The sequence below is a fragment of the Pseudoalteromonas sp. KJ63-1 genome, from assembly GCF_055808145.1.
Map to the genome: position 1 here is coordinate 238,425 of NZ_JBVVRL010000002.1, position 13,096 is coordinate 251,520.

The following is a 13,096-nucleotide window of genomic DNA, read 5'->3' on the forward strand; positions in this document are numbered from 1 at the left end:
CTACCACGAGCCATACATAGGGTTTGGTAGTAAAAATAAAGACTTACCAAGCTTTGGTTGTAGCGCTTCTATATTGGCTGACTCTTGTGTGATGCCGCTAAAGTCTTCTATGTTATCCCCTACCTGAAACTTTATAGCTTGCGGTTGTTGCCAGTTATTTTGCATGCCCTTTGGTATAAAACAATCGGCTGTACCTTGCGTTATTTGTTGGCGGCGAAGGTCTTTATCGTTAATAAAGTGTTTGCCATCGACGGCCCTTTTATCGGCCTCAGAGCGTCCCATTAAACAGGTGTTTTCAACCGTTACAGGCAAGCCAACGGCTTTAAGGTTATTCCATGTATGTACATCGTTTGCTTTATCGCGGTTGGTAACTAAGGCTACTTTGCCGCCTTGCTTGTAAAGCGCTTCTATAAACGATTTAGCACCAGGTACTAGCGTTGCGTTTTCGCTTTTTACCCAAGCTTGCCACGTATCTGGGGTATAACCTTTACCGCTCAGTTCGGTTTGCTTTTGATAGGCAGAGTTATCAAGTACGGTTTCATCTACATCCATCACGGCCACCCAGTTAGTTGCAGAGCGTGGTACTTGCGCAACTGCTGTTTGAGCTTGTTGGTACATGTAAGTTGTTAATGCTTGATACTCTTTACTGGTTGTTTGCCATAAAACCGACGCTGATAGCGCATTTGTGTTATCTGAAATTGAAACCGACACCGCACAATGATCGCTTAGCATGGCTTTATCATCCATATTTTTATATTTATGGACTTGGGCTGATTTCTCTATGCTTTTAGCATACATTTTACCCACAATTATATGATCGATAGGCGCAGGATAACGTGCTTGGCAACCAATTAAATGGCTGGTAGTAATGCTTGTTGAGCGCTCATTGCTTAATAAACTGCGCGTTAATCGGTTATAAGGTGCAGAAATTCGATGGTTAAAATCACCCAGTACAATGTATGGCGTATTTGTAGCTTCTCGTTTTGCTATCCAGCTATCAAGGATAGGTGCTTGCTGAGCGTAGGTTTTACACGCAGGTGAGTCGCTTTTAAGGTAGTCATCTACAAAGCAGCCGCTTTTCATGTGTACGTTAAGTATATCGGTTGGGCCGTTTGGGGTATTAACCGTTATTTGTAAGCCGTAGCGTAGCCCTGCTCTTTTTAAGGCTAGTTTATCTACGGGAGCTGTATTGAGTACAGGCATTGCTTTTTTTACTGCAAAGGCTACTTTTTGCTGGGTTGATAAAGCCCCTGTTTGTCTGCATGTATAGGCTTTACTGTCTGCTCGGCTAGACATAATTAGTTGCCAGTCGTCTTCAGAAAATATTTGCTGTAACGCCGCTTTAGATCCCACTTCTTGTAGTGCAATAATATCGGCGTCTAAGTTTTTTGCATACGCTTTCATTGCTGCTATTTCGCTTGGCGTTCGTGTTCTGCAGCCTGTATCGATTGGATAAGCAAGGTGCTCTACGTTCCATGTTGCTATTTTAAATGGTTGCGATGCACTGGGTAATTGAGCAATAGGCTCAGCTGCGGCAATATTTTTATTGTGTGTTGTTATGCTAGAGGTACAGCCAATACTGAGCGCGCTAATAAAAGTAATCGTTAATGCATTAAGCACATTCATGTTTTTAGTCCTTTGTTGTTAGAGTTCGTTTGCCAGTTTTTGGTCGTACACTACGGCATTGTGCGCGTGTAGGCTTTCTTGGTGCTCAACTTTAAAGTGGTAGTCGCAAATATCTGTATTTTGCTCAAGGGCATGCTTTAGCCTACGGGCGGCATCTTCACAAAATAGTAGGTTTTCAGCGTTTAATTTGGCAAAGGCTTGCTCGTCTTCTCGTTTTACTGCGGTTTGTACTGGGGTGCCTATGGCTTGTTCCATTTGCGTAATAAGAGTGGGTAAATCGGGTAGTTGCTCACCTAGTAAACTCATGTTTATATACGCATACGAGCGTTGGCTGTGCGGTGTCGCTATACTGCCTTGCTGCGATGTTAGCCACTCTAACAGGTCATTTTTATCAAGCTGCTGCTCTGTAAATTGCTCTGCTATGGCGTCACTTAACGCTTGCCTAGAAAGCGCAGCCGAACACGGGCACGTGCTAGAGTAAGGAATCGTTAAGCTAAGCTCGGTATGAATAACGCCATTTGTAATGGTTTTGCTAATAGCCACCGGATACGCCTGAAACCCTGATTGATTAGATAAAAGCGCAGGCTTATTTAGTACAATTTCAAAGGCTAAATCTACTTTGGCACTTAAGCTTAAACCTTGCTGAGAGCTCAGCATGTTCTCAAGTAGTGTTGTTAGAACTTGGCTATTGAGTGGCTTATTGGCGAGTTGTTCATTAAGCAATAAATACAAGCGCGACATATGTATGCCTTTTGCATTTGCTTTATCAAGGCTGACAAATATGCCTGCTTTGGCGTTAGTATATAGTTGCTCAGCGTTGTGATTTACAATATGTATCGGCAGCGAAACCTTCTCCATACCGACCCATTGTAGTGGGCGTGCATTGAGAGAGTTAGGTTGCGAAGTAATATCGGGCAAAAGGCTTTTAGCATTCATAATTTTAATATTCCGGTTAACGATTAAAAACAAGAGGCATAGCAGGTTTACTTGGTTTAATGACCGTTTTGCCATCATAAAGGCGCTCGCCATTAACCCAAGTGCCTACTATTTTTGAAGAAAACTCAACCCCATCAAAAGGCGTCCAGCCACATAGGTAGCGGCAAGAGTCGTTGCTCACCTTTGTGGTGTGTTGTGTACTTACCAGCACTAAGTCGGCGTAGTAGCCTTCTTTTATAAAGCCTCGCTTATTTATACAAAAACGCAGCGCAGGGTTATGCGCGGTTTTTTCAACTACTTGTTCAATGCTTAAGCGGTTGTGTTTTACATGCTCAAGTAAGCTTAAAAGTGCGTGCTCTACTAAGGGTAAGCCTGCTGGCGCATTAACATAATCTGTTTGTTTTTCTTGCCACGTATGCGGGGCGTGGTCGGTAGCAATAATATCTATTTGATTATTTTTAACCGCGTTTATAAGCGCATCGCGGTCGGTGTTAGCTTTTATGGCAGGGTTACATTTTATTAAGTTACCTAAAGCTGGATAATCTTGCTCGCTACAGTATAAATGGTGCACACAGGCTTCTGCGGTAATGCGTTTATTGGCTATATCGCCTTTAGTAAATAAACTCAGCTCTTTTTCGGTAGTTATGTGTAATACATGCAATTGCGCATTGTATTTTTTAGCAAGTGACACCGCATACGACGATGAGGCATAACAAGCCTCTGCGTCGCGTATTTTAGGGTGGTCGGTAATGTTAGGTATAATGCCTTGTTGCTCATAGCGCTGATTGTTTTTGTTAATGATTTTACCATCTTCGCAGTGGGTAACGATAAGCACTGGGCATTCACGAAAAATTCCCTCAAGAGCTTGTGGGTTCTCTACTAATAAATTACCGGTAGATGCGCCCATAAACACTTTTACGCCACATACTTTTTTAGGATCGAGCGCTTTAATATCATCTAAATTGTGCTCGGTTGCGCCAAGGTAAAAAGAGTAATTGGCATAAGAGTGCTGCTCTGCTAAGGCGTATTTTTCTTCAAGCGCAGCTTTGTTTGTGGTTGAAGGATTAACGTTGGGCATTTCCATATAACTGGTTATTCCGCCGGCCACTGCAGCACGTGACTCCGTTAACATAGACCCTTTATGGGTAAGTCCCGGCTCTCTAAAATGCACTTGGTCGTCAATCATACCTGGGAGTAAGTACGCGCCTTTTGCGTCAATTACATCATCGTTTTCGTTCGCGGTGATGTTAGGGGCAATGCATTCAATAAATTGGTTAGTAATACGTACATCTAAGGTTTTTATTATACCTTGGTTTACTACACTGGCATTTTTTATAAGTTGGCTTTTCATGCTTATAAGCTCTTTTAATTTGCAAGTTATGTTGGGGTATTGGCGGCCAAATATTAGCTTTGCCAACTAATTACAGGGTTATTGCGCGTCACCTCTGTTGAGCCTTGCCCTGCGTTACTAATCCACTGCACGTTAAGCGCATTAAGTGAAGGCATTAACTTAAACAACGTGACCGAAAAGCCTAAAACCGCCGTTTTGCAGTTAAAATTGTAGGTGGCTTCAACATTATGATGATGGTGCTCATCGTGCTCATCGTGCTCATCGTGCTCATCGTAGCTGTGAGCCAGTGAGTTTTCGGTGCTTTGTAAAATACACTGCCCATTTATATCAATAGCGCGGCTGCTATTTTTTAACTGCTGGGCAAGTACATCAATAGTATTTTTATCTGCTGAGCTTGCAACTTGATGCTCAAAACCTAGCGCATCAGCAGCAGGAATAATAAACTGCATTTGCAGCACGCCACCCTCTTGGGCAATTAGTAACTCACCTTCTCCATGCACATGTTTTTGAGCTTGAGCACTAAAGCTCATACTTAATAGCAGGGCAACGCTCAGCCCTTTTGTAAACGTTTTCATAAGCTAACCCTTATATAAAATAGAGCTAAACACATTAATTGTTATAATATAACATATTGATTGTATCCTAAAAAGATAATAATTAAGGGTCTATTGGGCTGGTAAAGCCATTTATTGTTTATAGGTACAGATACTGGTAAGTTTAACTTAGTTATATTTTTAAGGAAAAACATGAAACTCTCATTGGAAGATGTCACCTCTGCTAATTACGAAGAGGTATGCGATTTAGACGTTACCAAAGCGCAACAAGAATACGTAGCGTGTAATATGTGGTCGTTAGTTGAGGCACACTATAATAACAGTTATACCTGTAAAGTTATTTACCTAAATAATGAGCCTGTAGGCTTTTTTATGTGGGTGCAAGAAACCCCTACAAAAGTTTCTATTTGGCGTTTTATGATAGATGAACACCATCAAAATAAAGGTATTGGCCGCCAAGCACTATTTATGGCAATTGCAGAGATTAAAACGACTTCTAAGCTTGAACAAATCGAGATTTGTTACAACCCGAAAAACCCTGTTGCTAAGGATTTTTATTCTAGTTTTGGGTTTGAAGAAGTTGGCCTAGATGAAGATGAAGAAGATATGTTGGCCATTATTAATATAAAAAGTTAACCCAATTGTGTTTAGCGCGTTGCTTATTGCCATAAAAATTAGTGCTTAGTAAGGTGTGGAGGATGTTGCAATGCCAAATTTTTTAGCTGTGTAATGCATGAAAGCGCTAAGTCATAATATTCATCATCGCTATACAGTATCTCATTTAACAGATTAATAGATTGTATGAGTGCATTGTGCGCAGCACTTTGTTCGCCTAAAAAGTGAAGTGTGGAGTAAAGGCGCTCTGTAAGTGAGGTAATTTGTATGATTTGTTGTTTATTTGCACAATTATACATTTGAACTAATAAGGACGCACTTTCAAGTGCACACCCCAAGTATGGCAATGCTTGTGAAAATTGGTACCGTTTAAACAGCGCTTCGCCACTTAGCTGCGCGTTTTGAATATCTATAATTGCTTGTTCTGGTTGACATAAAACATGTTGTTTGTGTCGAGCACATAAAAAAGGTAAGGCCATGGTACGTTCCATATCTGTATATTTTTTAAGACTGTAAAACAGAAACCTCTAAACATCAAATGATAATTGTTTTTATTTGCATTTGTAGGTTTGAAGCAGTTTGTTGTGTATACTAACTTCATTGTTTTGATTCTTATTTTTATAAAAACCGATATGAAAAACCCATTTTTAGCACTTGTTTTACTCAGTGTATTATCAGGCTGCAGTATAAACACAGTATCAGTATCTCAAAATTCATCCTTGTATAATTATGGGCTTTATAATGCAAAGGGTCAGCGAGTTAATTCAATATTGTCAGAGTCCACGCTTTTGAATGCCGATGTTGTTTTAGTCGGTGAATGGCATACACACCCCGGTGTGCACTTATTTCAGGCTGAGCTGTTTCAGCAATTAAGCACAAAAAATAAGCCTATTGCCTTATCGCTTGAGCAATTTAGCCGCGCTGATCAGCAAACACTAAACCTTTACCTTGAGAGTAAAATTGGCGAACAATACTTAATTGATAACACTAAAGCTTGGCCTAATTATAAGAGTGATTATCGTGCGTTAGTGGAATTGGCGAAGATGCAAAATAGCGATGTGATAGCTGCAAATGCGCCTAAGCATATTGTTACCTGTATTGGTCGCCAAGGTATTAATTATATTAATAAGCTCGACGCACAGCAGCGCAGTTTTATTGCAAAAGAGATAGATATTTCTCCAAGCCTTTATAAAGAGCGCTTTATGCAATCTATGCATCATGGAACGGCGAGTAAAAACGAAAAACTTTACGCCGCGCAAGTTACTTGGGACGAAACCATGGCTGAGTCTATCGTTAACTATATTAGTCAAAATAAGGGCACGCAGGTTATACATTTAGCCGGTGACTTTCATGTGAAAAATGGTGAAGGCATAGCGCGGTTAATTAAGCGAATTGCCCCAGAGCTTAATGTTGTATGGATATCGCCAGTATCAAAAGTACAACCTGAGCAAAGTGGTTATCAATTAGAAGTTAACGCTTTGCCTGCTCGTTATGTGCAAAAAGCACATCAACAAGCTGCATTTAAAGCTTTAGTCAAGCGAGGCGAGAAAACACAGTGCCAATAATAGGTTGGCACTGTGTTTGTGTAATACACTTTTTAATATTTACTTAAGCGTAAATGTGCCTTTCATCATGGCGTAATGGCCAGGGAAAGAACAAAAGAAAGTGTAATCGGTTCCGGCGGTTAAGCCGCTGGTTTTAAAAGTAACTTCGGTTGCTTTGCCGCCGCCAATAATGTCTGTAGCACCAATCACGCGACTATCATTAGGCTTTATGTAGTGGTTGCTAAGCCCTGCTGCGTTGCCATCTGTGATAATACCTTGCATGTTTTAATCGTAGATAGTACCCAGTTATGACCCATTACATTGGCAGGTAATTTACCTGAGTGGCAAGGGCGTGTTGATCTTTGGTGGTTGAATTTGCAGCAGTGTGTTTGGTTTTTAGGCAAGGCAGAGCCTATGAAGTGTGGTTATTCCACATAAATAGGCGATAACGCAGCATAAATACCAAACATGCGCTGCCCTTCGGGTTCTGCCTAGGGGCGATAAACTCTTTGTTGCCTACATGGATGTAGGTAAGGGGCGTGAGCAGGACGCGGAAGCTTTGCTCGATTTTTACTTAGCCCACTAGGTTACAAATCACGCGCCGCGATTTAATCGCCCCTAGATTGAACAAATCTCAATCCGCAAAGTTCGACACGCCCTAAGTTTAACGGTCACTTTTTTACAGCTTTTAGGGGCGCTTAGTGTTGTAGTTGAAAACTGCATCATATCGTTTGCATCTATATTTAGTGTGCATTCGTCTGCATATGCAGCATTGGCACTCAGTAGCAGTGTAGTGTTGAGTAAGGCTATTAATTTTTTCATACTGTCTCTGCTAGTTGGTTTGAGCTGTTTCGTGCTTGATTTGTTAGGGCTACAAGCGCTTTTCGCACGGCTAATGGGCTATCGCACTCGTTCGCAAAATTAATAAAGTAATTACGCTTGTGGCTTTGTATATAAAAGCCTGTTGATAATAAGCCGCTCATTATTGGGGTGTTATCAGCTACACTGTAGTGCTGCATTAATATCAGCGACATAGCATCTTGATGATCTTCATTCATATGAGTGATCATGCTTTGCTGCTGGCTTTCATCCCACTTTTTAGGCTGGGCTTGCCATTCGTTTTGTTCAAGCCAAAATATTTTTCCAAAACCGCCAATATAACGTACACGGACTACATCTAATTGCCAAAGCTGAAAATCATGCGCATTGCGATAGCTTGCAGCCTCAGGATACAAAGCTATATATTTATCAAGTAGTACTTCGCTTTGCTCTTTTGCCACAATAGAGCCATCACCTACGAGTGTTACCCGCCCATGTTCGTTTTGATCGCCATAATCGGCGGCATCAAAAATAGTCAGACTCATGCGTGAGTCCTGTTTTAGGTTTTTGGTGTGCTGAGCTATGTCACTAATAAAAAAGTAGATGCGGCCTTGTTCGTCACACATATAAGGTGTAACAGAGCCAAACGGATAGCCGCGTAAATTATTTGAAATGGTCGACATTACGCCGGCATGGGTTTTAAAAACGAGCGTACGTGCGTCGTTTAATGCTTGCTCTCTCATGAAAACTCCTGACGTTGAGAAAAAACCATGGGCGCATCGTTATAAGGATGAGGGTTAACGTGCAATTTCATGGCGTACATTTGTTGTAAGTTTTGTGCTGTTAAAACGGTATTTATAGACCCGCTTTGCAGTACTTTTTGGTTGTGTAATAAAATAGCGTTGGTTGCATAAAGGCTTGCTAAATTAAGATCGTGTATAGCAATAATGGCGCTGTTTCCTTGCTCTACAAAGGTTCTAACACAGCTAAGTAAAGCATGTTGATGACGCATATCTAGCGCTGATGTTGGCTCATCGAGCAACATTAATTTAGGCCTCGTTTGCGCAGTAAAAGCATCTAACTGGGCTAATGTGCGCGCCATATGAACACGCTGTTGTTCGCCGCCCGAAAGCGCACTCATTCGACGTGTTAGGTAATGGGTTAAATCCATAAGTGAGGCATATTTTTGAACTTTATTGGCTTGTGTTTTAAGAGACTCTGCATAGGGATAGCGACCCATAGCAATGAGTTCAAATACACTAAAATCAAAGCCAACATGATTACTTTGCATCATTACAGCGCGCTTGCTAGCTAATTGCTCTTTAGAAAATGAATGCAAAGGTTTGGTATTAAATAGTATATTTCCCTCAAAGGGATGCATGCCTGCCAAAGTATGCAGTAAGGTCGATTTACCTGCGCCATTTTCGCCTATCAGAGCAACAAGTTGTCCTGCTTGGATATTGCCGCTAATACCTTCTAAAACACGATGCGTGTTAAAGCCTATATTGAGGTTGTTAAACGTGATCATGACCAATCTCGCTTATTTTTAATGATCAAATATATAAATAGTGGAGCCCCAAGTAACGCCGTTATAATGCCTATCGGCAGCTCCGCGGGCATAACCACCAAGCGTGCTAACCAATCTGAAAGTAGCAACACAATGACACCTAAAAGCATACAAAGTGGCAGCATATTTCGTAAATGAGGCCCAACCATGAGGCGTGCGATGTGAGGGACAACTAAACCAACAAAGCCAATTAAACCTGTTAGCGCAACCACTGCACCTACGCCCAATGCAACTAATATAATGACGTATAATTTAAGCTTGCTGGTATCGACTCCTAAGTATTGAGCTTGTGATTCACCGATAAGAAGTAGATTCATTGGCTCTTTTAATCGCCATAGCCCGATAAGGCTCAGCAAAAGCAAAGGACTCGCCTGTTTTATATTATCCCAACTCGCACCGCCTAATGAGCCCATGGTCCAATAGTTAATTAACCGAAGTGCGCTGTCATCGGCATAAAAACTTAATAGCCCAATAACAGCGAACGCCAATGCATTAATAGCGACACCGACTAATATAAGCGTATTTATATTAATTTGTTTTTGTTGTTTTGAGACTAAATATACCAGCGAAGTTACTGATAAAGCGCCCAAAAATGAGGCATAAGGTAAGTAGTGTTGGGCGTTAAAATTAAATTGTGCACTAAGGGCAATAAAAGCAACCGCGACCATTGCAGCGCCTGCGCTTATACCAATAATAGAGGGATCAGCAAGCGGGTTACGACATAGCGCTTGGGTTGCAGCCCCTGTTTGTGCAAGTACTAAACCCACCATCACTGCAAGGACAAAACGAGGCAGGCGTATTTGTGTAACCACATTGATTTGTAGCGCATCAAATTGACTAAAATGTTCAGGAGCTAGCCATGCAATAGCTAAACGCCAATCCCATCCTGCGGCTCCATAGCCTATGCTAAGTAATGCTAAAGCAAAAATGCAGCCATAACTTAATAGCATCCACTTATGCGGATTACTCAGTGTTATGGCGTTAAAACGATTCAAAGTTAACGTGCTCATAAGCGTGTTTTATACTCATGCAATGCTTGAATCGCAGTTGCAATACGCGGCGACATGCCCAGTGAAAGTAAGCTGTCCATGACCAGTAATTGACACTCTTGCGCTGCTTTTAATAAACGAAGTGTAGGCTGTTTACAAAAGGCTTGTTTCCCACCAAGGCTTTGCACAACATGCGCTGGCGCCACTAAAAAATCGGGCTGACTTACAGCCAGTACTTCACTGTTAATTGCTTTAAAGCCTGTATGCGTAGCAGCTATATTGGTAATGCCCGCATAATTAAACAGCAAGTTGGGCACCGTTTCTTGTCCTGCTGCGACGAGCCCACGCTCATTAGCTGAAAGTAAAAACAAAGCGTTGTGGGTCTGTGTTTTTGCTTTAGTAGGTAACGATTTTTTTATTTTAGTAATTAGGTTTTGAGCTTTTAGGTTTGCATCTAAATCACTACCAAGATACTTAATTAGCGCAAGCAGTTCATTTACAGATGTCGGCTTTTTATAGTGAATAACCTTCACTCCGGTCGCTTCTATTTGCTTTAGCGCCTGCTCTCTTCCTGCACCTTCAAGTGCAAGTAACGTAGTTGGGCGCATTGAAAGCACTCCCTCAGCGGCTAGGTCTCGATAGTAACCTACCTGTGGCAACTGTGTTGCTTGTTGCGGATACATACTTGATTGGTCAACCGCGACTAAACTATTTTGTTTTTCTAGTGCGTAGATTATTTCAGTTAATGTGCCGCCAGCACTGATCACACGCTCTTTCGCGAGTGCTGATTGAGTGGCTAAAGCCAGAAAAAAATTAGGTACTTCATAACAAACTCCGATTTTATTTTTTAGTATTATAACCACTTTAATCTAAATGAAAATGATTATCATAATCAATTGATCTTATTTTGGGTTAGTTGTACCATTTAAAAGTAAATAATAACTATTATCATTTGGAGTGGAGATGAATCCCTTTTCTTTTAAATTTACAGCATTAGCCTCTTTGTTAATTAGCTCTGGTAGTGCACTGGCCGAAAATGTTATTGACGATCATATTGTGGTTAGTGGCTCTCGTTTTGAACAAAAGCTTGAAGATGTGACTGGCTCAGTAACGGTTATTACCGAACAAGATATTGAGCGTCAGCTCGCTGTAGATTTACAAACTATGTTTAAATACGATCCAAGTATCTCAAGTACTGGCAGTGGCGCAGGCGCGCAAACATTAACTGTACGAGGTGTTGGTGGCAACAGAGTTGTTTTTATTAAAGATGGAAGACGCACAAACGATGGCTACGCTGGCGGCGGCGGTTATTTAGTGGGTCGAAACTACTTTGATGTTGCGGGTGTTAAGCAAGTTGAAGTTGCAAAAGGGGCGGCATCATCGCTATATGGTTCTGATGCACTAGGGGGAATTGTAGTAATAACAACTAAAGACCCGAGTGATTATTTAGCGGATCAACAAAGCTTGGTAAAAGTAGCGTTAGGCTACCAAGGCCAAAGCAATCAGGTTGCTGCTGATATTACAGCAGCAAAAGATTTAGGTGACTTTGCTATTAGCGCTGTTTATAGCCATCGCGATAGTGAAGAAGTACAAAACTACGTTGAAGATTTACCAGGTTTCGATGCCCGCTCGGACGCTTTGCTGCTTAAAGTTGAGCAAAAACTTGATGAAAAACGCACCCTTAAGTATACCTTAGATTACTTTAATCAAACGACAGAGCAAGTAATCACTCCATCCATTCAAGAAACCGAGGACGAAGATACAAATATATCATTTGCACTCGATTATGATTCAGATATGGCAACAGCCATATTTGATAAATGGTATGGGCAGCTATCCTATAGTCGTTACGAGCAACAAAGTGACCAAATAAGCGCAACTAATAATTACACCGATTATAATGACTACGGGTTTGAGCAAGATATTTTAGGCTTAAAAGCGGTATTTAGTAAGGAAGTTAAAGGAGAAAATACCGAGCATGAATTTGTCTATGGAGTAGATATTGATTTATATGATACTACTCGACCACGTTTAAAAACCCGTGTATTAAATGATGGTACTGTTGATTTTACGAATGAAAAACAAAAAGCATTTCCTGGCGCCGATACTTCTTTAGTTGGTGTATATATGCAAGACAGTATTAAATTCAATGAGACTGATTGGTCGTTAGTTGCAGGTATTCGTTACGATTATTATGCACTTGAAGCAAAAAAAGATGCGCTATACGCTGACGCCGAGCTTAACGATATTACCGAGTCTGCGTTTTCACCAAAGCTGGGTGTGATTTATCAGGTAGACGATAATTTATCTTGGTATGGACAATATGTTCGAGGCTTTAAAATACCACCACATGACCAAGCTTATCAAAGCCATGGTGTTGAGCCATTTTATCAAATATTACCAAATGCAGATTTAGACCCTGAAAGCAGTGACTCATTTGAGATCGGATTAAGATACGCAAGTAGCGATATTAGCGTAAATCTAAGTACTTTTTATGCTGCCTATGATGACTTTATCGAAACGGCAATTGCGGGTGTTGAACCAACTTATATTCCTAATGTAAATAAAACATTTTACCAATATCAAAATATTAGCGAAACCCAGATCAGCGGTGTAGAAGCTGGTATTGCTATGTATGTTACCGACGATATTTTATTAGAAGCTAATGTTGCTTACGTGGATGGAGAAAACAAAGACTCTGACCAGCCACTTACTAGTATTAGCCCGTTAAATGGTTCTATTTTAGTCAGCACTGAGTTTGGCAATGTTAATTGGACCGCTGCTTGGCGTTTAGCTAAGGCGCAGTCTGATGTAGTACTTGATACTAATGGTAATAAAACAACACAAGGCAACGGTTATGGGGTTGTTGATTTATATGCTAATTATCAGTGGCAAGCATGGCAAATGAATGTAGGTTTACTTAACTTACTTGATAAAGAGTACGTACCGTTTGAACTTATTGCTGGTCAATCCAAAGGCACTGATTTTAGCCAATATAGCCAACCAGGACGTAATTTTTCGGCTCGGATAAGCTATCAGTTTTAATTAATATTAAAAGTTGTATATATACCAATTGGCATAAATATCTGAATAAT

13 protein-coding genes and 1 pseudogene are annotated in these 13,096 nt (G+C 40.8%); 3 read left to right on the forward strand and 11 right to left on the reverse strand.

Annotation, left to right across the window (positions count from 1 at the left end; all coding sequences use genetic code 11):
• Genes AC0L7Q_RS17545 through AC0L7Q_RS17560 form a run of 4 tightly spaced genes read right to left on the reverse strand, consistent with a single transcriptional unit; the run spans position 1 to position 4,488 of the window.
• Positions 1-1,626, reverse strand: a complete 1,626-nt coding sequence (locus AC0L7Q_RS17545; protein ID WP_413403383.1) for an HAD family acid phosphatase — start codon at positions 1,624-1,626, stop codon at positions 1-3.
• Positions 1,627-1,644: 18 nt separating this feature from the next.
• The gene (gene folE2 / locus AC0L7Q_RS17550; RefSeq protein WP_413403385.1) at positions 1,645-2,562 is read right to left on the reverse strand and encodes a GTP cyclohydrolase FolE2; all 918 of its coding nucleotides are present in this window, start codon (positions 2,560-2,562) and stop codon (positions 1,645-1,647) included.
• 16 nt (positions 2,563-2,578) lie between these two features.
• A complete protein-coding gene (locus AC0L7Q_RS17555; protein ID WP_413403387.1) occupies positions 2,579-3,913 on the reverse strand; it encodes a dihydroorotase in 1,335 nt (444 codons plus the stop codon).
• A gap of 53 nt (positions 3,914-3,966) precedes the next feature.
• Positions 3,967-4,488, reverse strand: a complete 522-nt coding sequence (locus tag AC0L7Q_RS17560) for a ZrgA family zinc uptake protein (protein ID WP_413403389.1) — start codon at positions 4,486-4,488, stop codon at positions 3,967-3,969.
• Positions 4,489-4,659: 171 nt separating this feature from the next.
• On the opposite strand from AC0L7Q_RS17560, the gene AC0L7Q_RS17565 reads away from it, so the two are divergent.
• Positions 4,660-5,103 (forward strand): GNAT family N-acetyltransferase, encoded by a 444-nt coding sequence (locus tag AC0L7Q_RS17565; protein ID WP_413403391.1) that lies wholly within the window; start codon positions 4,660-4,662, stop codon positions 5,101-5,103.
• Between the two features lie 38 nt (positions 5,104-5,141).
• On the opposite strand, the gene AC0L7Q_RS17570 is transcribed toward AC0L7Q_RS17565, so the two are convergent.
• The gene (locus tag AC0L7Q_RS17570; RefSeq protein ID WP_409426025.1) at positions 5,142-5,561 is read right to left on the reverse strand and encodes a hypothetical protein; all 420 of its coding nucleotides are present in this window, start codon (positions 5,559-5,561) and stop codon (positions 5,142-5,144) included.
• A gap of 153 nt (positions 5,562-5,714) precedes the next feature.
• Between AC0L7Q_RS17570 and AC0L7Q_RS17575 the strand changes: the two genes are divergently transcribed.
• Complete coding sequence (locus AC0L7Q_RS17575) at positions 5,715-6,647, forward strand: ChaN family lipoprotein (protein ID WP_409426026.1); 933 nt, start codon at positions 5,715-5,717, stop codon at positions 6,645-6,647.
• A 42-nt stretch (positions 6,648-6,689) separates the two neighbouring features.
• Here the strand turns inward: AC0L7Q_RS17575 and AC0L7Q_RS17580 are convergent.
• The 6 genes and pseudogenes from AC0L7Q_RS17580 to AC0L7Q_RS17605 all read right to left on the reverse strand — a co-directional run.
• Positions 6,690-7,042: pseudogene (locus AC0L7Q_RS17580) on the reverse strand (hypothetical protein); the annotation flags it as partial.
• Positions 7,043-7,244: 202 nt separating this feature from the next.
• Positions 7,245-7,448 (reverse strand): cupredoxin domain-containing protein, encoded by a 204-nt coding sequence (locus AC0L7Q_RS17585; RefSeq protein ID WP_413403394.1) that lies wholly within the window; start codon positions 7,446-7,448, stop codon positions 7,245-7,247.
• Entirely contained in the window at positions 7,445-8,188 is a 744-nt protein-coding gene (locus tag AC0L7Q_RS17590) for a HugZ family pyridoxamine 5'-phosphate oxidase (RefSeq protein ID WP_409426029.1), read from the reverse strand. Before AC0L7Q_RS17590 ends, AC0L7Q_RS17585 begins: the two co-directional genes overlap by 4 nt.
• Complete coding sequence (locus AC0L7Q_RS17595) at positions 8,185-8,973, reverse strand: heme ABC transporter ATP-binding protein (protein WP_409426030.1); 789 nt, start codon at positions 8,971-8,973, stop codon at positions 8,185-8,187. Before AC0L7Q_RS17595 ends, AC0L7Q_RS17590 begins: the two co-directional genes overlap by 4 nt.
• A complete protein-coding gene (locus tag AC0L7Q_RS17600) occupies positions 8,970-10,022 on the reverse strand; it encodes a FecCD family ABC transporter permease (protein ID WP_024602445.1) in 1,053 nt (350 codons plus the stop codon). Before AC0L7Q_RS17600 ends, AC0L7Q_RS17595 begins: the two co-directional genes overlap by 4 nt.
• The gene (locus AC0L7Q_RS17605; RefSeq protein ID WP_409426031.1) at positions 10,019-10,864 is read right to left on the reverse strand and encodes a heme/hemin ABC transporter substrate-binding protein; all 846 of its coding nucleotides are present in this window, start codon (positions 10,862-10,864) and stop codon (positions 10,019-10,021) included. Before AC0L7Q_RS17605 ends, AC0L7Q_RS17600 begins: the two co-directional genes overlap by 4 nt.
• 100 nt (positions 10,865-10,964) lie before the next feature.
• Between AC0L7Q_RS17605 and AC0L7Q_RS17610 the strand changes: the two genes are divergently transcribed.
• Positions 10,965-13,046 carry a TonB-dependent hemoglobin/transferrin/lactoferrin family receptor gene (locus AC0L7Q_RS17610; protein WP_409426032.1) on the forward strand — a complete coding sequence of 694 codons (2,082 nt, stop codon included), beginning with the start codon at positions 10,965-10,967 and terminating at the stop codon, positions 13,044-13,046.
• The last annotated feature ends 50 nt before the right edge of the window (positions 13,047-13,096 follow it).